Genomic DNA, 19,586 nt, shown 5'->3' on the forward strand with positions numbered 1-19,586 from the left:
AGCCCCCAAGAGGAGAAAGCCCTCACCCGGCGCGCGGGACGATGCTTCGCATCGCCCGGACGGCGCCGACCTCTCACGCAAGCGGGAGAGGCGACGCACCTGCGTCTTGGTAACATCCGGGCACGCCCGGACTGAATTCGGCTTCTCACGCCGGCTTCAACTCCCGCGCAACCCCATTTTATGGTGGTCGCGGTCGGCGGCTTTTCGTTTCATCACAGACGTTTAAGATCGGCACGAACCTGCATTCACTTCCGGAGATCATCCGAATGACCGAGACCATCCGCATCAGGCGCTTCACTGCCCGCGCCGTGATCGTGCCGATGAAACTGCCGCTCCAGACCTCGACCGGTGCGGTTGCCAAGGCGCCGCTGGTGCTGATCGACTGCGAGACCGACAAGGGTGCCGTAGGGCACGCCTATCTGTTCTCGATCACGCCGTCGGCCTTGAAGCCGTTGACGGCAATGGTCGCGGAAATGTCAGAGCTGCTTGCGGGCGACGAGCTGCTGCCGTTCGAGATCGAGCGCAAGCTGACCCAGCGCTTCACCCTGCTCGGCCTCGCCGGCCTGCAGCGGCTGGCGCAATCCGGCATCGACATGGCGGCGTGGGACGCGTTGGCACGCGCACGCGGCCTGCCGCTGGCGCGGCTGCTCGGCGGCGCGCCAAAACCGGTCAGGGCCTACAATTCGAAGGGGCTCGGCATCATGCCGGCGGATGCCGCGGTGGAGGAAGCCCACAAGCTGCTGGCCGAGGGCTTTCAGGCCGCAAAGATCCGAGTCGGCCGTCCCGATGCGCGGGAAGACCTCAAGGTGGTGCGCGCGGTGCGCAAGGCCGTCGGCGACGACGTGACGCTGATGTGCGACTACAACCAGGCGCTGACGGTGACCGAGGCGATCCGCCGCGGCGAGATGCTCGACGACGAGGGGCTGACCTGGATCGAGGAGCCGATCCGTCACGACGATTATGAGGGCAACGCCCGTATCGCGGACGCGCTGCGCACGCCGGTCCAGATCGGCGAGAATTTCGACAGCGCGTTCGCGATGCAATCCGCGCTCTCCGCCGAGGCCTGCGACTTCGTGATGCCCGACGTGCAGCGCATCGGCGGCGTCACCGGCTGGCTGCGCGCCGCCGCGCTGGCGCACGCCGCCGGCATCGAGATGTCGACGCATCTGTTCTCGGAAGTCAGCGCGCATCTTTTGTGCGTAACGCCCACCGCGCACTGGCTCGAATATGTCGACTGGGCCGACGCGGTGCTTTCAACGCGGCTGATCGTCAAGGACGGCTTTGCCCTGCCGGGCGAGGAGCCCGGCAACGGAATTGTGTGGGACGAGGCGGCGGTGAAGAAGTATCTCGTGAGCTAATCGTTGAAAGCGATGCCCTTCGCGGCCTCGCCCGGAGCGCCGGGCTCGGCAATTCCCGCGCAATTGGCCTGCGGCTTTTGTCCGGCGAGCATGCCGCGGAAGAACGCGAGCGCATCCGGGAAGGCCGCGTTCAGGCCGCCATTGTGCGTCGCGCCGGGATAAGTCTTCCAGACCACCTCGTTGCCGGCCGCGCACAGCGCCGCGACTTCGGCATATTGCCGTGTCGGGACCAGCGTGGAATCGGCAAGACCGGTCCCGAGCAGCACCGGCACCTTCAGCCGCACGGCCTTCATGTCCGTGATCGGCGTCAACCGCGCCAGCACATTGGCGATGGGCTCGACATAGACGTTCTCGGCGGTAATGCCGTCCTTGCGCGCGACCTCGCGCATCTCAGGCGTGCAGCTTTCACGCGCCGCTTTCAGGACCGGCTTGCCCTTGTCGGAGACGAGATCGTCGGCGGACGGCGCGCCATCCGGCAACGAGCCGCCGAGCATCATCAGCGACGTATAGATCGGCGAAGCGATCGCGGTCGTCTGCGGCGGCTTATAGGGGCCATCGGGGAACGTGGACACCAGGCCCGTCGCCACGGTGGCGATCAGCGGCACGTCGGGCGCGTAGCTTTCCGTGATCACGGTCGCGCCGATTGCGGCGCCCGAGCCTTGCGATTGTCCGGTGACGAAAACCTTTGAAGCGAGCTTGTCGCGATACGCGGCGAGCGCAGCACGCGCGCCGTCGAGCACGGAGCGCCCTTCCGCCTCCCAGATCAGATACGGATGCGGCCCCGCGCCGCCGAGCCCCTGATAATCGGTCGCCACCACCGCAAACCCGTTCTCGAGCCAGCGCTGGATGTAGGTGGCATCGCGCGGCTTGTGCCCGGTCCAGGACGGCGCACAGGAATCCGACACGCCGAGCGTGCCGTGCGCCCACGCGACCAGCGGCCAGCCTCCGGCCGGCGGCTCGCCCTTGGGCAGATAGACCGTACCGCTCACCGGCACGATACCGGCGTGCCAGCGCACATCCGTGGACGTGTAGAGGATGCGCTCGGCGACACCGGCGCTCGTGATCTCCGGCTGCGCAAGCATCGCCTCCCTGCGCAGCATCACGCCGGGGCTTTCTGGGAGGGCTTGGGGCCAGCGATAAAAGCCGGACAGGTCCCGATCGCCGACTTTCGGTCCCACCGGCAGCGACGAATCCGCGTGGGCTTGCGCCATCGCGAGGCCTGTGACGACGGCGAGCGCCATCACGAATTTCGGACTCGGGGTTTTGAACATCGGCGTCTCCAGTTCCCTTGCAGTGTGCCGCATTTTTGTTGGCGGGTTGATTGCCGCAGCAATGCACTTTCCGCGTCGATTATGGAGACGATCGTGCGCGGGTCCAAGTCTATTTGAGGCAAGTCTATTTCAGGCAAGTTTTTTGCAGACACGTCTTTTCGGACACGTCTGTTCAGAGATGGGCAGATGCCGGTCTGCGTAGCTACCAGGTCTCCGCGCCGGGGATTTTCTTGCGCACCGCCCGGCGCTGGATCCAGATGCAACGGCGCACGGCCGTATTGGAGCGGCCGACTGCGGATATTCCTTGGCCGGCCTGCAGCAGTGGCGCCACGTTTTCGCGCAGCGCGCGGCAGCGCTGGAGCTCAGCCTGCCAGTCGATGATGGCTGCGTCGGCCCGCGACGCCATCAGCGACAATATCGCCACGGCAAGACAGCTCCCTCGCATGGTGCGCATTCCCTTCACCGTGATGTGGCCGGATCGCGCCAGGCGGCATCGCGGCCCGGATGTCATCCGAGCTAATGACACTGCAAGACGATAACTCAACTTGACGCCGGCGGCGAGAGCTTGCCGGTTACGTCCCGCGGCATCCGACAGCCTGATCCAACGCATCTGTGATGCAGCTGTGAGCTCTGATCGCGCGATCCTGAAAAATCAGCGAAGCGATCAATGGTATGACAACCAGCATTCAAAACGCCAGCCGGCAAACAACGAGGTGAACATGATCCTTCCCAGGAAGTTTTTGGCCAGCGCCGGGTCACGACCGATTGCGCGACGCCCCCATCTTGCCGTGATGACCGCAGCGCTGTTTTTCGCCGCAACGTTCTGGCCAGCCGGACCTGCGCGCGCTGCCGCAAATGATGCCGAGGCGCGAGCCATCTTCGACAAGTTCATTGCCGCGCAGAATGCGCATAGCGCAAACGATGTGAAGGCCATGCTCTGGAATTCGCCGAGCACGCTGTTGTTTGCGAGAGGGATCGAGACCAGAGGCCGTGATCCGATCGCCGACCGCTTCAAGGCGTATTACGAAGGCACCTGGCACCTCGAACCCGACATGTCGAAATTCCACGTCGCCGTGATCTCGAACGAGGTCATGCAGGTCCTCGTGCCGATCGTCTTTACGCGCGGCCTTCCGGGCAAGCCGCCACAACAGAACACGTTTCTGATCAGCCAGACCTACGTTCAGGACGCGGACGGCTGGCACGTCGCCTCCATCCTTCCGGTCGCGAATACGGAACTGAAATAGGGGCGAGCCGAACTCTCGGCTGGGGAAATGAGCAAGGCGCAGCAGTCCGTCTACGCTCTTCGAGCTACGCCGGACACGCTTCGCCGCAATCAGATTGGTGGCTTGCCGAGCCGTAGCTCGCGGCGGCAGCCCGCCTGCGCCCCTTGGGCTTCGGCGTGGCATCCTTCACTCGGCCATCGCGAGCGAAGGATGGTGGGCGCGACAGGGATCGAACCTGTGACCCCTACCATGTCAAGGTAGTGCTCTCCCGCTGAGCTACGCGCCCTAGATGTCGTCTAGATCGGGTCGGGTCCCTATAACGGCTCAGGGGAGCCGGTGCAAGGACGGAAGGCGGCCGATTTAGGCCGCCAGCATCTTGTTCACTTCGCTGACCAATTCGCGCAAATGCACAGGCTTGGACAGCACCTTGGCGTTCTTGGGGGCGTCCGAATCCGAGTTCAGGGCGACCGCGGCGAAGCCGGTGATGAACATGATCTTGATGTCGGGGTCGAGTTCCGAGGCCCGGCGGGCGAGCTCGATGCCGTCCATCTCCGGCATCACGATGTCTGTGAGCAGCATTTCGAACGGCTCTTCCCGCAGCCGCTGATAGGCGGCCATGCCGTTATCGTGGGACGAGACCTGAAAACCGGCGTTTTCCAGCGCCTTGACCAGGAAACGGCGCATGTCGTTGTCGTCTTCGGCGAGCAGGATCTTTGGCATGGCGGAAATGTCGAATCCCCAGAGGATATCAGCAGAGGTCACTAAGCCCGACGGAGGGTAAATTTGGGGTGAAAATCTTTACCCTCAGCCGGCTGTGCTTGCCGGCCCCTTGTGAACCTGAAAGCAGTTCGAAGCAATCGAGCCGTACCTGCCGGTCCCCACCTCGCTGCCCGCAGGGTTAAGACATGTTCCAGCACAGATCTCATCTTTTCGCTTGGCAGGATGGTTGCGATTCCGGACAATGACGACACATAAGAGCCGCCCGATCGGCCGAATCAATGCGTTGAGGCCGGTGCCGGGCTTGTTGGATCGTGCGGCGCCAAGGGTGAAGCCTGATACCAACGGGCAAAGCCTGATTGCCAAGGGACGAAGCCTGACACCAAGGGACGAAGCCTGAGAAGATGACCCGGTTTGACGGCGACAAGTCGCCAGCCTTCGAGATCGTTGAGCCCGCGCAATGGCGCGCGCCGGTAATCTTCAACTCGCCCCATTCCGGCTCGACCTATCCGGACGAATTTCTCAGCGCCTCCAGGATCGACCTGCCGACGCTGCGGCGTTCCGAAGATTCCTTCATGGACGAGCTGATCGGCCATCTCAGCGAGCGCGGCTTTCCGACCGTGCGGGTCAACTTTCCGCGCTCCTATGTCGACGTCAACCGCGAGCCCTACGAGCTCGATCCCCGGATGTTCACCGGGCGCCTGCCGAGCTTTGCCAACACCCGCTCGATGCGGGTTGCCGGCGGACTTGGCACCATTCCGCGCGTGGTCGGCGACGGCCAGGAGATCTATCGCGAGCGCATCCTGGTCGACGACGCGCTGGGGCGGATCGAGACGTTGTACAAGCCCTATCATCGCGCGCTGCGCCGGCTGATCAACAGGGTGCACCAGATGTTCGGCACCGTCGTGCTGGTCGACTGCCATTCGATGCCCTCGGTCGGCGTCTCCCGCGACGAGCCGCGCCGGCCCGACATCGTGATCGGCGACCGCTACGGCACGAGCTGCACGCCGCTATTGCCCGACCGGGTCGAGGAGACCATGGCCGGCCTCGGCTATTCGATCGGCCGCAACAAGCCCTATGCCGGCGGCTTCATCACCGAGCATTACGGCAACCCGGCCAGTGGCCTGCACGCCGTGCAGCTCGAGCTCAACCGCGCAATCTACATGGACGAGCGGCGGCGCGAGCGCAGTCCACGCTTTGCGCAAGTGGCGTCGGACTTCGGCGTGCTCGCCGACGTGCTGGCGACTACGGTCCCGTTCGGCGATCTCGGCCCGTTCCAGGCCGCGGCGGAATAGGCGCAACGTTTTTCTTCTAACGATTGTGTTGGGTGCGATCAGCGCGAACGCGTTTCGCGGCGCGCATTGAAATGAAAGCCGATGCTGAGAGAAAGCAGAGGCTGAAAGAAAAAAGGGCCGCTTCTAATGAAGAAGCGGCCCAAGTCTAGGGAGGAAACGCCCAAGGAGGGCAGCAGTAACGCGAGAAGCGCTACCGCACCGCAACAATATGCGGCCGCGACGCACAAAGTGCAAGGGCTTTCGAGCGATTTCCCATGCAATGAGGACATAGCTCGGTTGCTTCCAGAGAAACCCAGATTCAGTTCCTTTGATAAGGAAATTCAATGGGTTGATAGTCATTTGCATACGAACAAGGCAGGCCCGGAACTAAGGTTTCAACTCAATGATCGATATTTGCCCAGCGGGTGTCTTCGACGAGGCGAATGCTTCCCGCATCCAAAATACCAGGGTGCAAAAGCAAGACAGCGCTGCACGATTCTTCCGATTTGAGCTAGGCAGGAGTGAGCTTCACCCGACTTTCGCTTTTTGAGGATACGCCGTGACGGTGATCGATTTCTCCGCCTTCATCGGACGGCTCGCCACCGCCTCCGGCGAAACCATCCTGCCGTTCTTCCGCACCTCGCTGTCGATCGAGGACAAGAGCAAGACTAGGGAATTCGACCCCGTGACCGAGGCCGATCGCGCTGCGGAGGCGGTGATGCGGCGTCTGATCAAGGCCAACTTTCCCCAGCACGGCATCGTTGGCGAGGAATTCGGCAACGAGCGCGAGGATTCGGACTATGTCTGGGTGCTCGACCCCATCGACGGCACCAAATCCTTCATCGGCGGCTTTCCGATCTGGGGCACCCTGATCGCGCTCCTGCACAAGGGCACGCCGGTCTACGGCATGATGCACCAGCCCTTCATCGGCGAACGCTTTTCCGGCGACAGCGGCTCCGCTCATTATAAAGGCCCCTCCGGCGAGCGCCGGCTCCAGGTCCGGCGCTGTGCTTCGCTGTCGGAGGCGACGACCTACACCACCAGCCCGCTGCTGATGAACGAGCGCGACCGCGCCATCTTCGGCCGCATCGAGCAGGGCGCGCGGCTGTCGCGCTATGGCGGCGACTGCTACTCCTATTGCATGCTGGCGGCAGGTCACGTCGATCTCGTGGTTGAGACCGAGCTGAAGCCTTACGACATCGCAGCCCTGATCCCGATCGTGACCGGCGCCGGCGGCGTCGTCACCACCTGGGAAGGCAAGCCGGCGCAGGGCGGCGGCCGTATCGTCGCGGCCGGCGACGCCAGGGTTCACGAAGAAGCACTGAAACTGCTCAACGGATAGGCGATATAGGAGCCTGCATGACCAACCGGCGCACGCTCCTTCTCGCCGCCTTGCTTCTGGTTCCGACACTGGCCTGCGCCCAGAACTTCCCGGCCAAGCCGATCAAGCTGATCGTGCCGTTCCCGGCCGGCGGCCCCAACGACATCATCGCGCGGGTGATCGGCCAGCGCATGTCGGAGCTGTCAGGACAGCCGGTGCTGATCGACAATCGCGGCGGCCAGGGCGGCGTGCTCGGCACCGATGCCGTCTCCAAGGCTGCACCCGACGGCTACACCATCGCGATCTCCAGCGCCGGCGCGCTGGCGATCAGCCCGAGCATGGAGAGGGTCGCCTACGATACGCTCAACGACCTCACACCAGTGACGCTGGTGGCGACCGTGCCGGAAATGCTCGTTGTCGCCACCAACGTTCCCGCAAAGGACATCGCGGAATTGATCGCGCTCGCCAAGGCGCAGCCCGGAAAGCTCAACTTCGCCTCCTCCGGCCCCGGCAGCCTGCCGCATCTCGCCGGCGAATTGTTCAAGCTGACGGCGAAGATCGGCATCGTGCACGTGCCCTATCGCGGCGCGGCGCCCGCCGTGAACGATCTGCTGGGCCAGCAGGTGCAGATGACGTTCCTGGATCTCCCCGTGCTGCTGCCGCAGGTCAAGGCGGGCGCCCTGCGGCCGATCGCGGTGGGCTCCGCCGAGCGTTCGCCGACGGCGCCTGACGTGCCGACCACGGCGGAAGCCGGCTTTGCCGATCTGCGCATCGAGAACTGGTACGGCATGGTGGCGCCGAAGGGCACGCCGAAGGAGATCGTCGCGGCGCTGCATGCCCTCGCCACGAAGGCGATGGCGGATCCCGCGGTGAAGGAAAAGCTCGCCGCCCAGGGCGCGACGCTTGTCGGCGATGAGCCGGAGCATTTTCGCAGCTTCATCGCGGACGAGACCAAGAAATGGGCGAAGGTGATCAAGGACGCTGGCGTGGAGACCGCGAGGTAGCGCAGAGCTCACACTGCCGCAGACCGCAAATGCTCCACCAGCATCTTTGCCGGGCGCGGCAGCGTCTTGAAGCTTCGCGCGCAGATCACGAGTTTGCGGTTGGCCCAGGTATCGCGCAGGCGGACCATGGCAAGCGGCATCAGTTTCGCGCAGCGGCGGGCCGCGGCTTCGGGCACCAGGGCAACGCCGACATCGGCGGCGACCATCTGGCAGATCGCGTCGAAATCGCGCAGGCGTGCGCGGTAATGCGGCCGCATGCCGAGCCGAGCGGCGTGCTTCGAAATATGCACCTGAAGCGCGGTGGCGCTGGTGAGCCCGACGAAGTCGCAAGCGCCCGCCTCCTGGAAATCGATCGCGCGGCGGCCGGCGAACGGGCCGCGCCTGGACGTCACCAGCGTCAGGCGATCCTCGCTGAAGGCGAATCGCTCGATATGATCGGGCAGCGCGTGCTCGGCTGCGAAGCCGAGATCGGCCGCGCCCGCAGTGATCGCGGCCGCGATGTCGGTGCTCTCGCGCTCCTCGATGTCGATGGCGACGTCGCGATGCTCGCGCAGGAAGCCGGCAAGCGCCTTCGGCAGATGCTCCGAGAGGCCGGAGGTATTCGCGAGGAAATGCACGCTCGCGCGCACGCCGCTGGCAAAGCCGGCGAGATCGCCCCGCATGGCGTCGATCTGGTGAATGACGAGACGGGCGTGATCGAGCAGGCTCTCGCCGGCCGAGGTCAACTCAACGCCGCGGCGCCCGCGCTTGAGCAGCGCGACGCCGAGCGCATCCTCCAGCCCCTTGATGCGCGCGCTGGCTGAGGCTAGCGCCAGATGCGACCGCTCCGCGCCGCGGGTGATGCTGCGCTGGTCGGCGACCGCGATAAACAGCTGGAGGTCGACGAGGTCGAAGCGCATCCCGGGTCCCTCCAGCCTTCGCTCCAGACGAAGGCTTTCTCCGTAAGCTACAGATTGTGCCGACGCGCGGCATCGGTCAATGTGCAGATATGATCGACCCGCTCCTCATTCTCATCGCCGCCATCTTCCTGCTCGCCGGCTTCGTCAAGGGCGTGGTCGGGCTTGGCCTGCCGACGGTGTCCATGGGACTGCTCGCCGTGAGCATGGCGCCGAGCCGCGCGATCGCCATCGTGATCGTGCCCGCCATCGTCACCAACATCTGGCAGACTTTCGTCGGCCCCCATTTGCGCGACATCCTGCGGCGGCTGTGGCCGCTGATGATCGGCACCGTGATCGGGTGCTGGCTCAATGCCGGCGCGCTCACCGGCCCGCATGCGCGCTACGGCACGATCGTGCTCGGCGTCCTGCTCGTCATCTACGCGATCATCGGGCTGAACAAATTCCAGTTTCACGTTGCGCCAAAGAACGAGAAATGGGTCGGTGGCGTCGTCGGTGTGGTCACCGGCGTGATCTCGGCCTCGACCGGCGTGCAGGTGATCCCCTCGATGCCGTTCATGCAGGCGATCGGCATGGAGAAGGACGAGCTGGTGCAGGCGCTCGGCGTGTTCTTCACGACGGCGACATTGGCGCTCGCCTTCAACCTCACCGCGGGCGGATTGCTGACGCCGGCCAATGCGGTGCCGGGCGCCGTCGGCATGGCGTGCGCGTTTGCCGGCATGTACATCGGCCAAACGGTGCGGGCGCGGATGCCGGCGGAAGCGTTTCGCCGCTGGTTCCTGATCGCGATGATCCTGCTCGGCCTCTATCTCGCCGGCAGCGCGCTGCTGAAGGAATTCGCGTAAAAGAAGTTACCGCGTCTCCAGCATGGCGACGCGGACGCCGAGATAGATGAAGAGGCCGCCGAGGGCACGGTTGACCCAGGCGATCGCGCCTTCGGAGCTCCGCAGGCGGTGGGCGGCCCTTGCCGCGAACGCCGCCAGCACCAGGCACCACAGCGTTCCCGTGCAGATGAAGATCAGGCCGAGCGTCAGGAAGGCGAGCGGCTTGTGCGCCGAGTCGGCTGCGACGAATTGCGGCAGGAAGGCCAGGAAGAACAGCGCGACCTTGGGATTGAGCGCGTTGGTGAAGACGCCCTGGAGGAATACCCTCCGCAGCGAGCTCTGCACCGGCTCGTCGATGGCCGAGGCCGGCACCGGGCGCGACCACAGCATCTGAAGCCCGGTCACGACGAGATAGGCCGCTCCAACCAGCTTCAGGATCGAGAACGCGGTCGATGAGGCCATCAGCAGGGCCGAAAGCCCGATCGCGGCGCCCGCGACATGGAAAAAGCAGCCGCAACTGATGCCCAGCGCGGCCGCGGCGCCACCTCGCCAGCCCAGCTGCATGCTGCGGCCGATCACATAGACCGTATCGGGCCCCGGCGTGATGTTGAGCAGCACGCCCGACAGGACGAAGAGCCAGATTTCGTGAATGCCCAGCATGTGTGACGTACCTCCGCCGCCCAACCGTGGCCCAAGAGGCCGGCTTAGTGGGTTCGCTCGTCCCCGTCCACTGCCGGGATTGCCGAGGATTTACCTCGAATTTGCAATGCGGTTCGTACTTTCGCTCGGCCTCATCTGCTCTATAAGGAACGGGTTCTTTGAACGCGGGATTCGAGGCGACGGCCACGCCGTGGCCGGTCCTCGATCTCTTCCAAGTCTCTTGCAAGTCTCTTGGAGCTCCGGAATATGGAAAGACGTCTGGCTGCCATTGTCTGCGCCGATGTCGCCGGCTATTCGCGCATGATGGGCACCGATGAGGCCGGCACCCATGCCGCCTTCAAGGCCCATCGCAGCGCGATCCACCCCATCATCCTCAATCACGGCGGCCGCGTCGTCAAAAACACCGGCGACGGCTTCCTGCTGGAATTCCCCTCGATCGTCGGCGCCACCGAGGCCGCGATCGCGATGCAGACGCTGATGGCGGAGCGCAATCACCATCTGCCCGCCGATCGCGCCATGCAGTTCCGCCTCGGGATCCATATGGGTGATGTCATCGCCGACGAGGACGAGGTCTTCGGTGACGATGTCAACATTGCCGTCCGCCTCGAAGCCGTGGCGAGCCCCGGCGGCTTCGCGATCTCGGCCAAGGCCTACAAGGAGGCCGGCAAGCATCTCACCGTGCCGCTGGTCGATGCCGGCAACCACCGCTTCAAGAACATCAAGGATCCGATCGGGGTCTGGACCTGGACGCCTGAGGGTGCACCGGCGCTTGCGCCCGCGCTGAGGGAGGCATCCGCCCTCTCGCAGCAGTACCGCACCGCGATCGTCGGCGTGCTGCCTTTCGCCAATCTCAGCGACGCCCAGGACGAGTATTTTTCCGACGGCCTGACCGAGGATTTGATTCACGCGCTGTCGCTGCAATCCTTCTATCGCGTGCTGAGCCGCAACTCGACCTTCGTGTTCAAGGGCAACAACGTCAGCACCCGCCTGATCGCGCGGGAGATCGACGCTAGCTATCTGATCCAGGGCTCGGTGCGGCGTGCCGGAGCCAAGATCCGCGTCACCGCAGAGCTGATCGCGCCGGAGACCGGCGAGCAGCTCTGGACGGGCCGCTACGACCGCGACATCGGCGATCTCTTCGCCATGCAGGACGAGATCACCACCAACCTGTCCGCCGCCATCGCCACCGAGATCGTCCGGGCCGAGGCCTCGGCGCCGGCGCGGCTCTCGACCGACGTCACTGCCTGGGACCGCTTCCTCAAAGGGCTGTCGCACTATTATCGGCAAACCAAGGAAGACCTGGCCATCGCCGTCGACCTGTTCCGGGAGGCCATCAGGCTCGAGCCCAAGCTGTCGATTGCGCATGCCTATCTCGCCACGATCCAGATCCAGAGTATCCATTTCGGCTGGGTCAAGGGCACGCGCGAGATGTGGGCCGAGGCGATGAAGCTTGCCGAAACCAGCGTCCGGCTCGACCCGCGCTCGTCATTTGCGTTCTCGATCCTGTCCTGGACCCACGCGCTGGAGGGCCATTACGAGGCCGCGATGGATGCCGCCAAACGCGCCGTCGCGCTCAACCCCTACGACAACGGCGCGCGCGGCGTGCTCGGCATCTGCCATTTCGCCGTCGGCGAGCACCGCGAGGCGATCGAGCTGTTCTCGATGGCCGCACAGCGCGACAACAGCGATCCGCGCTACCAATGGGCCGCACTGAACGCCTTCAGCCATTATTTGCTGGGCCAATATGACGCGACCCTGTCATGGGCTCGAGAGCAACTCTACATCAACCCGAACCATTTGCAGGCGCTGGCAATCCGCGCCGCGGCGCTGGCGCAATTGGGGCGGGGCGACGAGGCGGTCGAGGCGACCCGCGTGCTCATGGCTAATTACCCGACACTCAATGTCGACCGCCATTTGCGCAATTTCCACTGGAAGCGGCCCGAGGACCTCGCCCATTACCGCGCCGGACTCTTGAATGCGGGCGTGCCGCTCGGCAAACTGACCCTGGTCTTGAGCGACGTCAAACGCGTCGCCGAATCCTGAGGGCCAGCCGCGGCCACCCGGCAATGTCCCCTCCGCCTTTATTGACACGACAGTGAATTCAGCCACACTCCGCTACACGCTGAAGTAGTATAACGTGTTGTCGGTTTGTCAGGACTTTCCGCGCTCTATCGCCGCGTCTGTATTTCACGATTCGCCGTTTTCAGGATTTTGGGCCATGCATGACTCCGCTCCGAAGCCCCCCTTCGCCCCCTCGATCCAGGTCTCGCCGAACAATCCCTGTCCATTCCTCCGCGGCCTCGTCGGCGAGGGGTTTGTCGACGGCGGAACCGTGCCGCTCGGCACGCTGTCGCAAACGATCGCGAATGCGAGCGGCGAGACTGGGCTGAAGAAGGTCTCGGCCCGCATCCAGGTCCGCGGCGTCGCGCTCATCGCGAACGGTCTGGGTCATATCCTGAAGAGCATATTTTCGGGCGCGCAGCTCGACGCGTTGCGTGGCGGCCCTCTCGACAAGCGCGGTGCCGGCTCGCGCGTCCTCGGCGTCGACGGCAAGGTCGATGAGGACGAGCTTGCGCGGTTTGCGAGCTTCGGCCGGACCTACCAGGATCCGAACGGCGGCGGCTCTGAGCCGGGTCTCAACGCCTCGGAAATCGGCGTCTTCATGCGCGACAATCTCAAGCGGGCCGGCAGCGCCGCACGCTGGTATTACCCCCTGCTGATGAAGTTCGAGTGGCCGATCCTCCTGAAGATCGCGGGCAAGGGCGCGGGTGAGGACCGCTATCTCAGCGTGGCCGACGTGCGCACTCTGTTCAACGAGCGGCAATTCCCTGCTCGCATCAACCAGCGGCTCGTATCGCAGCCTGTGCTGTCGACCTGCCAGCGCGTGGTGCGGGGCGGGCTCAAGATTGCGGCGCTGCTCGTCGCCCTCGGTCTCGCCTTGCTCGTTGCGCTCGCCGAATGCCCCGACCAGGTGCGTGCCATGCTGCCGCAAAAGGGAATCCTCGTGAATCTCCTGCCGCCTCCGTTGCCCACGGTCCCCGAGACGAAGGCGGCCTTTTGGCTCGAACAGAACTGGTCGCTGAAGGACAGGCACTGGTTTCACCATGCCAGCCAGGGCACAGCGACCTTCCCGGTGCCTTACGAATGGTTCATGGCCCTGGAGCAGCCGCGCCTGCATCTGTTCTCGCGGCCGGGCATGATGACGGACAGCGCCTATCTCGAGCGCTTCGGGTTCATTCCGAGCCCGCAGTCGATCCAGACCGACGCGACGTCCCTGCGCCGCTTCGGCTACGCCAATCTCTACGAGACGACGCAGGTGCCGGACTGGTCGACCAGATGGACGCCGGCGGAGAACGTCGACGGCCTGCCGGTCGGCTTTGCACGGATGACCGGGGTCAGCGATCCCGCGACCGGCCGTCGCGAAGAGGACAAGATCGGGCTGACCTGCGCCGCCTGCCATACCGGCCAGATCCACTACCAGGGCGTGGACGTGCGTTTCGACGGCGGCCCGGCCATGACCGACTTGAAGAAGCTCGAGCTCTCCACCGGCCTGTCGATCGCCTACACGCTTTACGTGCCGTTCCGCTTCCAGCGCTTTGCCGATCGCGTGCTCGGCCCCGATGCCAGCAAGGCTGACCGCGCCGCGCTCAAGCAGAAGCTCAGCGCGATCGGCAACTTCCTGATCGACTGGGCGAAAACCCAGCAAAAGACGATCGAAGGCAAGAAGACCTGGAACGGCAGGCAGCAGAGTGACACCGAGGAAGGGTTCGGTCGCCTCGACGCTCTCAATCGCATCGGCAATCAGGTTTTTTCGCAGGATCTCGCGCTGAGCGGGCTTAAGGGTTTCGAGAAGAACCTGCACGCCCAGGACGCCCCGGTCAGCTATCCCCCGATCTGGACGGTGCCGTGGTTCAAGTTCGCCCAGTATGACGCCTCGATCGAGCAGCCGCTGATCCGCAACGCCGGCGAAGCCCTCGGCGTGACGGCGCTGCTCAACCTGTCCGACGCCTACCCGGAGGACAGGTTGTGGCGCTCCTCGGTTCATATCAACACGCTCGGCTGGATCGAGGACATGCTCAGGGGGCCAGATCCGTTCAAGACGGCAAATCCCTCCACCGGTCCGAAGTTCGCCGGCCTGCTGGCGCCGAAATGGCCCTCGCAAATCCTCGGCGACAATTGGAGGCTCGATCAGAAGAAGGTCGACAATGGCCGCAAGATCTACGCTGAGATGTGTTCCGGATGCCATTTGCCGGCGATCGACACCCCGGCTTTCTGGTCTTCGGGACATTGGGAGCCGAGCGGCGACAGCAAGGTGCTGAACGCGGTGACGATCCCCCTCGACGAGATCAAGACGGATCCCGAACAGTCGCTCGTGCTCAGCAACAGGATCGTCGATTTGCCCGGCTTCCTGAAGGTGAATACGGCCGACCTCCAGAAATGGTGGCAATGCGATGTCTCGACCGCGAGTTCGCCGACCGAGATGGTTTATGCGCTGGGGCTCATGACGGTGGTGGATCTCGTCGCCCGCAAATGGATGGACGACGAGAAGACTCCGGACGCCGAGCGGGCGAAATTGTGGAATCTCGCGCGCAAGAACTGCCTCAATCCGGTGGGTGGGGCACGCTATCGGGCACGGCCGCTGAACGGCATCTGGGCCACGGCGCCCTATCTGCACAACGGTTCGGTGCCGTCTCTCTACTGGTTGCTGAAGCCTGCGAGCGAGCGCCCGCAAAAATTCTGCATGGGCCGCCACGACTATGATCCCGTGACCGTCGGCTTTGCGGTCGCGGCCAACGAGAAATGCAAGACGGGTGAAACCGAGTTCTCGGCGGGGTCGGACAAGGATCCGATCCAGGGCAACAGCGTGCTCGGCCATTCCTTCGAGCGCAAACCGGGCGAGGAAAAACGTCCCGGCGTCATCGGCCGCGTGTTCAAGGACGACAACGAGCGCTACGATCTGATCGAGTATCTGAAGACGCTGTAGTCGAGCTCTGTCCCAAGCAGGCCGCCCTCATCCTGAGGAGCCCGCGCAAAGCGGGCGTCTCGAAGGATGGCCGCGGGCGAGAGCCGGGCCTTCATGGTTCGAGACGCGCGTTCCGCGCTCCTCACCATGAGGGTCTTGCGAACTAAGCGGGGCGAGGGAGCGCACCTCGCGCGCAGCAGCCATTCACTTCAAATCCTCACTTGAACAGCGGCGTGCCCGGCACGAAGGCGTCGAAGGCGGCCCAGAATTGGGAACGGTAGCGGTCCTGCTCCTGGAGGATCTCGTGCTTGGCGCCGGCGATCACGAGATGGGAGCCGGCGCGCAAATGATAGGCGAACTCCTCGATCGCCGCGATCGAGACCACGGTGTCGCTGGAGGCCGCCAGCATCAGGATCGGCTGACGGATCTCGGACGGGTAGTTTTTGCCCCTGAAGGTGTTCATCGCGCGGAAAGCGGTATCGGCCCAGGCGACCGTCGGTGACGCCAGCCCGAGGGTCGGATCCTCCTCAAGGATCGCGGCATTGCGCGCATAGCGCACGGGATCGCTGGTCAGCGGATTGTTGATGAAGGGATTGAGCCCGGTGATCTGGTCGCTGCCGCCGGGGACATAGCGGCCGCCCATTCCCAACACGCGCATCGTCTTCAGCAGAGCCCGCGCCGGAAACGAGGTGGCGCGGCCGGGCAGGTCGATCATCGGCGCCGACAGCACCATGCGGTCGAACCAGCGCTTGCCCGCATGCGCCACCCGCAGCATCACGGTGCCGCCCATGGAGTGGGCGAGCGCGAAGAAGGGCGGCGGGCAATCCGGCAGCACCACCTGCTGCACGAAGGTCTCGACGTCGATCTCGAAATCGGCGAAGTCGCGGACATAGCCCTTGCGCGGATCGCGCAGGCGGCGCGAGGAGTGGCCCTGCCCGCGCCAGTCGATCATCGCCACCGCAAAGCCGCGGTCGCGCAAATCGCGCACGGTCTCGAAATATTTCTCGATCTGCTCGCTGCGCCCGGTGAAGACGCAGACCGTGCCCTTGCGGTTCGCCGGTGGCGCCCAGCGCGCAAAGCGCAGCTCGACGCCATCGGGGGTCTTGATGGTACCGCTGACGACGTCTTCGGGAACGGGATTGGATGGTATCGAGACCAGCGTCATGATGGGGAGGGCTTGGGCACGAAGTGCTGCAAATCAGGGGGCGGGAGCGCCGAAAAGGCTAAGTATCCGCCCTCTTGAACGCCGTTCTCCTCAACCCATATCACCTTGGTGCAGGCCGCTACCAGTGTTTCGGAACCGGAACATCAGGCTGCACACAGACGAAAGCCCGGCCCGATTGGCGGGCGGGTTACCAACAGTCGCTCAATGGAGGACTTGACCATGCGTACCTACGACCTGACCCCCTTCTACCGTTCCACCGTCGGCTTCGACCGCCTCTTCAACCTGCTTGACCAGGCCGGTTCGGACGGCAGCCCCGGTTATCCCCCCTACAATATCGAGCGCACCGGCGAGAACGACTACCGCATCACCGTTGCGGTTTCGGGCTTTGCCAAGGATGAGCTCTCCATCGTCGCGAAGGAAAACACGCTGACGATCAAGGGCGAGAAAGTCGCCAACGAGAACTCGAAGGCCGAAGTGCTGTACCGCGGAATCGCCGCGCGTGCCTTCGAGCGCGCCTTCCAGCTTGCCGACTTCGTGCAAGTGAAGAACGCCTCGCTCGAGAACGGGCTGCTTCACGTCGACCTCGTCCGTGAGATTCCCGAAGCGAAGAAGCCCCGCCAGATCGCGATCAACACCGGTGCGCAAGGCGCACAGGTGATCGAGAACTCGGTAGCCGCGTAAATCACGTCGGCCACTTCCAGGTTGCGAAAACGCCCCGGTGCCCCGGGGCGTTTTTTCGTTTGCTGTCGTCTTGGCGAAAGCCAGGACCCATACCGCGAGCTTCATCAATCGTGTGCGGTAGCAATACCGAACGACCAATCTACGCCCAACATCTCCCTGGGATGGTTTCCGCACCGCATCACAGTGCGGTGAATTGGCGTAACGCCGTCGGCCCGCGCGTCGTCCTTTGGCTATCGAACCCAAAACAAGACGGAGAACGATCATGACTTTCTGGCGCAGCTTTTTCGTCGCCGCGAGCCTGCTGGCGGCTCCGCTCACCCTTGCTCACGCGCAGACGCCGCAGCCCGTGAAGGCCAAGAACATCGTGCTGGTGCACGGCGCCTGGGCTGACGGCTCGAGCTGGTCGGAGGTGATCCCGATCCTGCAGGCCGCCGGCCTCAACGTAACTGCCGTGCAAAATCCGCTGTCGTCGCTTGCGGACTCCGTCGAGGCGACCAAGCGCGTGCTGGCCGAACAGGATGGTCCAACCGTGCTGGTCGCGCATTCCTGGGGCGGCACCGTGATCAGCCAGGTCGGCACCGACCCGAAGGTCAGCGGCCTCGTCTATGTCGCCGCACGTGCGCCCGATGCCAACGAGGATTTCGTCGCGCTGTCGAAGCAGTTTCCGGCGGGCCCGGCACGCGCCGGCGTCGTCGAGCGCGACGGTTACACCAAGCTGTCGGAAGACGCCTTCCTGAAGTATTTTGCCAATGGCGTGAAGCCGGAGCAGGCCAAGGAGCTCTACGCCGTGCAATGGCCGACCGCCGCCTCGATCTTCGCCGGTCGCACCACCGAAGCGGCATGGCACTCCAAGCCGAGCTGGTACGCGGTGTCGAAGAACGACGACACCATCAATCCCGATCTCGAACGCTTCCTCGCCAAGCGCATGAACGCAACCACGATCGAGCTCGATGCCGGCCACCTCTCGCTGGTGTCGCACCCGAAGGAGGTGGCGAATTTGATCCTGGAAGCGGCGGGGTATGGCCGGAGCTGAGCGGCGGTTGCAGTGATACAAAAGGCGCCTGGATGCTCAGGCGCCTTTTCCTTTGCTCCACTCTCTCCTCAACGTCGTCCTGGCGAAGGCCAGGACCCATTACCACAGGGAGGAGTTTGGCGAAGACTCGTCGTCCGGTACTCGCACCTCAATCGCTCGATAGACCTCGCGGTATGGGTCCTGGCCTTCGCCAGGACGACACCGTGGGTGTGATGCGGGTCATCGCATCAAACGCCCAGGCTCAATCCAGGCCCTGCGCTGCAGGCATGTCCTGTGTCGGCAGGATCGTTGGAGCAGGTTTGGCCAGACCGACGGTTGGAGCAATGACTTGCGGCGCGGCCTCGGCGGGCTTTGCAGGCACGGCCGCCACGGTCTGCGTGGTAGGTTGAGCCTGCGCTGCCTGCGCCGTCGCGGCCTCGGCCGGCTTGGCGGCGACCGGCGCCTCGCGTGGCGGAGCCGCCTTCGGGAGCGGGACGGAGCGGCTGGCGACATGTGGGATCGGGGCCGGTGGGCGTGGCGGACCATTGCGGATCATGGTTGGCGGCGGTAGCGCGCTTTGCGGGCGGTAACGCGCAACCGCAGGCTGCTCGTAGCCCGGCGCCATACCGTAGGCGTCGGCAGCCGGCATGAAGCGCAAAATCCTTCCGTCGCGGGCATCGATCACCAGCCGGCCGTCCTCGCCCCGGCGGTCAATCACCGCGATGGTGTAGACGCCGCCGCGCAGGCGCGGGATGCCCAATGGAGAAAAGCCGTTTTCGCGCAGCACCGCGTAGACCTCGGTCGATGGCAGCAGCACCGAGGCCGGCCCGCGTTCTTCGTAGCCATAGCCATAGCGCGGCGGCGGGGGCGGCGCGGCCTCCGGCGGCGCATAGGGCCCGTCGAAATCCGAGACCGCGATCATCGCCCCTCGCGCTGGAACTTGCGCTTGTGCGGCGGTCGCGGCCAGCGCCAGCGCGGCGGCAGCCATCCATCCTGTGAAAAACTTCATGATCGAGACGCTCCTGTCAGGCCCCCGGATGGATCGCACTCTTTCGCTTCTTGCGGCGTGGCGCGGCTTCCGAAGGGTTGATCAGAAGCTTCATTGGGGATTCCGGCGTCGGCGGGGCCGGATCAGGGCGCGTTTGCTTCAAAAGCGGGGCCGCGCAACTTTTGGAAAGGGATCGATTGATCTATGGGGAATCGGGACTTGCGCGCGC

General features: G+C 64.5%; 17 protein-coding genes and 1 tRNA gene. 10 read left to right on the forward strand and 8 right to left on the reverse strand.

Annotation, left to right across the window (positions count from 1 at the left end; translation table 11 throughout):
• The first annotated feature begins 266 nt into the window (after positions 1–266).
• Positions 267–1,358: an enolase C-terminal domain-like protein gene (locus ABIB90_RS26525; RefSeq protein ID WP_219680668.1), complete on the forward strand. Its 1,092-nt coding sequence runs from the start codon at positions 267–269 to the stop codon at positions 1,356–1,358.
• Here ABIB90_RS26525 and ABIB90_RS26530 read toward each other — a convergent pair.
• Together ABIB90_RS26530 and ABIB90_RS26535 are read right to left on the reverse strand one after the other, a co-directional pair.
• A complete protein-coding gene (locus tag ABIB90_RS26530) occupies positions 1,355–2,629 on the reverse strand; it encodes a lipase family protein (protein ID WP_354201668.1) in 1,275 nt (424 codons plus the stop codon). The genes ABIB90_RS26525 and ABIB90_RS26530 overlap by 4 nt on opposite strands.
• 202 nt (positions 2,630–2,831) lie before the next feature.
• Positions 2,832–3,074: a hypothetical protein gene (locus ABIB90_RS26535; RefSeq protein ID WP_035995285.1), complete on the reverse strand. Its 243-nt coding sequence runs from the start codon at positions 3,072–3,074 to the stop codon at positions 2,832–2,834.
• Between the two features lie 100 nt (positions 3,075–3,174).
• Between ABIB90_RS26535 and ABIB90_RS26540 the strand changes: the two genes are divergently transcribed.
• A complete protein-coding gene (locus tag ABIB90_RS26540) occupies positions 3,175–3,873 on the forward strand; it encodes a DUF4440 domain-containing protein (protein ID WP_354201669.1) in 699 nt (232 codons plus the stop codon).
• Positions 3,874–4,063: 190 nt separating this feature from the next.
• Here the strand turns inward: ABIB90_RS26540 and ABIB90_RS26545 are convergent.
• Positions 4,064–4,138 (reverse strand) — tRNA-Val (locus ABIB90_RS26545).
• 74 nt (positions 4,139–4,212) lie between these two features.
• A complete protein-coding gene (gene cpdR, locus ABIB90_RS26550) occupies positions 4,213–4,572 on the reverse strand; it encodes a cell cycle two-component system response regulator CpdR (protein WP_007597092.1) in 360 nt (119 codons plus the stop codon).
• A gap of 401 nt (positions 4,573–4,973) precedes the next feature.
• On the opposite strand from cpdR, the gene ABIB90_RS26555 reads away from it, so the two are divergent.
• From ABIB90_RS26555 to ABIB90_RS26565, 3 genes are all read left to right on the forward strand, one after another.
• The gene (locus ABIB90_RS26555; RefSeq protein ID WP_007597106.1) at positions 4,974–5,864 is read left to right on the forward strand and encodes an N-formylglutamate amidohydrolase; all 891 of its coding nucleotides are present in this window, start codon (positions 4,974–4,976) and stop codon (positions 5,862–5,864) included.
• 538 nt (positions 5,865–6,402) lie between these two features.
• Positions 6,403–7,185 (forward strand): histidinol-phosphatase, encoded by a 783-nt coding sequence (hisN, locus tag ABIB90_RS26560; protein ID WP_219680659.1) that lies wholly within the window; start codon positions 6,403–6,405, stop codon positions 7,183–7,185.
• Between the two features lie 17 nt (positions 7,186–7,202).
• Complete coding sequence (locus ABIB90_RS26565; RefSeq protein ID WP_354201670.1) at positions 7,203–8,168, forward strand: Bug family tripartite tricarboxylate transporter substrate binding protein; 966 nt, start codon at positions 7,203–7,205, stop codon at positions 8,166–8,168.
• Between the two features lie 8 nt (positions 8,169–8,176).
• On the opposite strand, the gene ABIB90_RS26570 is transcribed toward ABIB90_RS26565, so the two are convergent.
• Entirely contained in the window at positions 8,177–9,067 is an 891-nt protein-coding gene (locus tag ABIB90_RS26570) for a LysR substrate-binding domain-containing protein (RefSeq protein ID WP_007597112.1), read from the reverse strand.
• A gap of 89 nt (positions 9,068–9,156) precedes the next feature.
• Here ABIB90_RS26570 and ABIB90_RS26575 point away from each other — a divergent pair, with 89 nt between their 5' ends.
• A complete protein-coding gene (locus ABIB90_RS26575; protein WP_007597114.1) occupies positions 9,157–9,909 on the forward strand; it encodes a sulfite exporter TauE/SafE family protein in 753 nt (250 codons plus the stop codon).
• Positions 9,910–9,915: 6 nt separating this feature from the next.
• On the opposite strand, the gene ABIB90_RS26580 is transcribed toward ABIB90_RS26575, so the two are convergent.
• Positions 9,916–10,548 carry a LysE family translocator gene (locus tag ABIB90_RS26580; protein WP_219680653.1) on the reverse strand — a complete coding sequence of 211 codons (633 nt, stop codon included), beginning with the start codon at positions 10,546–10,548 and terminating at the stop codon, positions 9,916–9,918.
• A gap of 246 nt (positions 10,549–10,794) precedes the next feature.
• On the opposite strand from ABIB90_RS26580, the gene ABIB90_RS26585 reads away from it, so the two are divergent.
• Both ABIB90_RS26585 and ABIB90_RS26590 read left to right on the forward strand, forming a co-directional pair.
• Positions 10,795–12,591, forward strand: a complete 1,797-nt coding sequence (locus tag ABIB90_RS26585) for an adenylate/guanylate cyclase domain-containing protein (RefSeq protein ID WP_354128681.1) — start codon at positions 10,795–10,797, stop codon at positions 12,589–12,591.
• A 175-nt stretch (positions 12,592–12,766) separates the two neighbouring features.
• The gene (locus ABIB90_RS26590; RefSeq protein WP_354201671.1) at positions 12,767–15,532 is read left to right on the forward strand and encodes a di-heme-cytochrome C peroxidase; all 2,766 of its coding nucleotides are present in this window, start codon (positions 12,767–12,769) and stop codon (positions 15,530–15,532) included.
• 196 nt (positions 15,533–15,728) lie between these two features.
• On the opposite strand, the gene ABIB90_RS26595 is transcribed toward ABIB90_RS26590, so the two are convergent.
• A complete protein-coding gene (locus ABIB90_RS26595; protein WP_007597126.1) occupies positions 15,729–16,676 on the reverse strand; it encodes an alpha/beta fold hydrolase in 948 nt (315 codons plus the stop codon).
• Between the two features lie 219 nt (positions 16,677–16,895).
• Here ABIB90_RS26595 and ABIB90_RS26600 point away from each other — a divergent pair, with 219 nt between their 5' ends.
• Positions 16,896–17,357, forward strand: a complete 462-nt coding sequence (locus tag ABIB90_RS26600) for an Hsp20 family protein (protein ID WP_007597127.1) — start codon at positions 16,896–16,898, stop codon at positions 17,355–17,357.
• A gap of 262 nt (positions 17,358–17,619) precedes the next feature.
• The gene (locus tag ABIB90_RS26605) at positions 17,620–18,390 is read left to right on the forward strand and encodes an alpha/beta fold hydrolase (protein ID WP_354201672.1); all 771 of its coding nucleotides are present in this window, start codon (positions 17,620–17,622) and stop codon (positions 18,388–18,390) included.
• A 241-nt stretch (positions 18,391–18,631) separates the two neighbouring features.
• Here ABIB90_RS26605 and ABIB90_RS26610 read toward each other — a convergent pair whose 3' ends face one another.
• Positions 18,632–19,378 carry a hypothetical protein gene (locus ABIB90_RS26610; protein WP_354201673.1) on the reverse strand — a complete coding sequence of 249 codons (747 nt, stop codon included), beginning with the start codon at positions 19,376–19,378 and terminating at the stop codon, positions 18,632–18,634.
• Positions 19,379–19,586: the final 208 nt, after the last annotated feature.

It is taken from the genome of Bradyrhizobium sp. JR4.1 (assembly GCF_040548605.1).
Classification (GTDB): Bacteria; Pseudomonadota; Alphaproteobacteria; order Rhizobiales; family Xanthobacteraceae; genus Bradyrhizobium; species Bradyrhizobium canariense.

What these genes read in the sequence shown, in the direction of transcription:
- ABIB90_RS26525 (WP_219680668.1), top strand. Translation starts at nt 267, where the DNA reads ATGACCGAGACCATCCGCATCAGGCGCTTCACTGCCCGCGCCGTGATC.
- ABIB90_RS26530 (WP_354201668.1), bottom strand. Translation starts at nt 2,629, where the DNA reads ATGTTCAAAACCCCGAGTCCGAAATTCGTGATGGCGCTCGCCGTCGTC.
- ABIB90_RS26535 (WP_035995285.1), bottom strand. Translation starts at nt 3,074, where the DNA reads ATGCGAGGGAGCTGTCTTGCCGTGGCGATATTGTCGCTGATGGCGTCG.
- cpdR (WP_007597092.1), bottom strand. Translation starts at nt 4,572, where the DNA reads ATGCCAAAGATCCTGCTCGCCGAAGACGACAACGACATGCGCCGTTTC.
- ABIB90_RS26555 (WP_007597106.1), top strand. Translation starts at nt 4,974, where the DNA reads ATGACCCGGTTTGACGGCGACAAGTCGCCAGCCTTCGAGATCGTTGAG.
- ABIB90_RS26565 (WP_354201670.1), top strand. Translation starts at nt 7,203, where the DNA reads ATGACCAACCGGCGCACGCTCCTTCTCGCCGCCTTGCTTCTGGTTCCG.
- ABIB90_RS26570 (WP_007597112.1), bottom strand. Translation starts at nt 9,067, where the DNA reads ATGCGCTTCGACCTCGTCGACCTCCAGCTGTTTATCGCGGTCGCCGAC.
- ABIB90_RS26575 (WP_007597114.1), top strand. Translation starts at nt 9,157, where the DNA reads ATGATCGACCCGCTCCTCATTCTCATCGCCGCCATCTTCCTGCTCGCC.
- ABIB90_RS26580 (WP_219680653.1), bottom strand. Translation starts at nt 10,548, where the DNA reads ATGCTGGGCATTCACGAAATCTGGCTCTTCGTCCTGTCGGGCGTGCTG.
- ABIB90_RS26585 (WP_354128681.1), top strand. Translation starts at nt 10,795, where the DNA reads ATGGAAAGACGTCTGGCTGCCATTGTCTGCGCCGATGTCGCCGGCTAT.
- ABIB90_RS26590 (WP_354201671.1), top strand. Translation starts at nt 12,767, where the DNA reads ATGCATGACTCCGCTCCGAAGCCCCCCTTCGCCCCCTCGATCCAGGTC.
- ABIB90_RS26595 (WP_007597126.1), bottom strand. Translation starts at nt 16,676, where the DNA reads ATGACGCTGGTCTCGATACCATCCAATCCCGTTCCCGAAGACGTCGTC.
- ABIB90_RS26600 (WP_007597127.1), top strand. Translation starts at nt 16,896, where the DNA reads ATGCGTACCTACGACCTGACCCCCTTCTACCGTTCCACCGTCGGCTTC.
- ABIB90_RS26605 (WP_354201672.1), top strand. Translation starts at nt 17,620, where the DNA reads ATGACTTTCTGGCGCAGCTTTTTCGTCGCCGCGAGCCTGCTGGCGGCT.
- ABIB90_RS26610 (WP_354201673.1), bottom strand. Translation starts at nt 19,378, where the DNA reads ATGAAGTTTTTCACAGGATGGATGGCTGCCGCCGCGCTGGCGCTGGCC.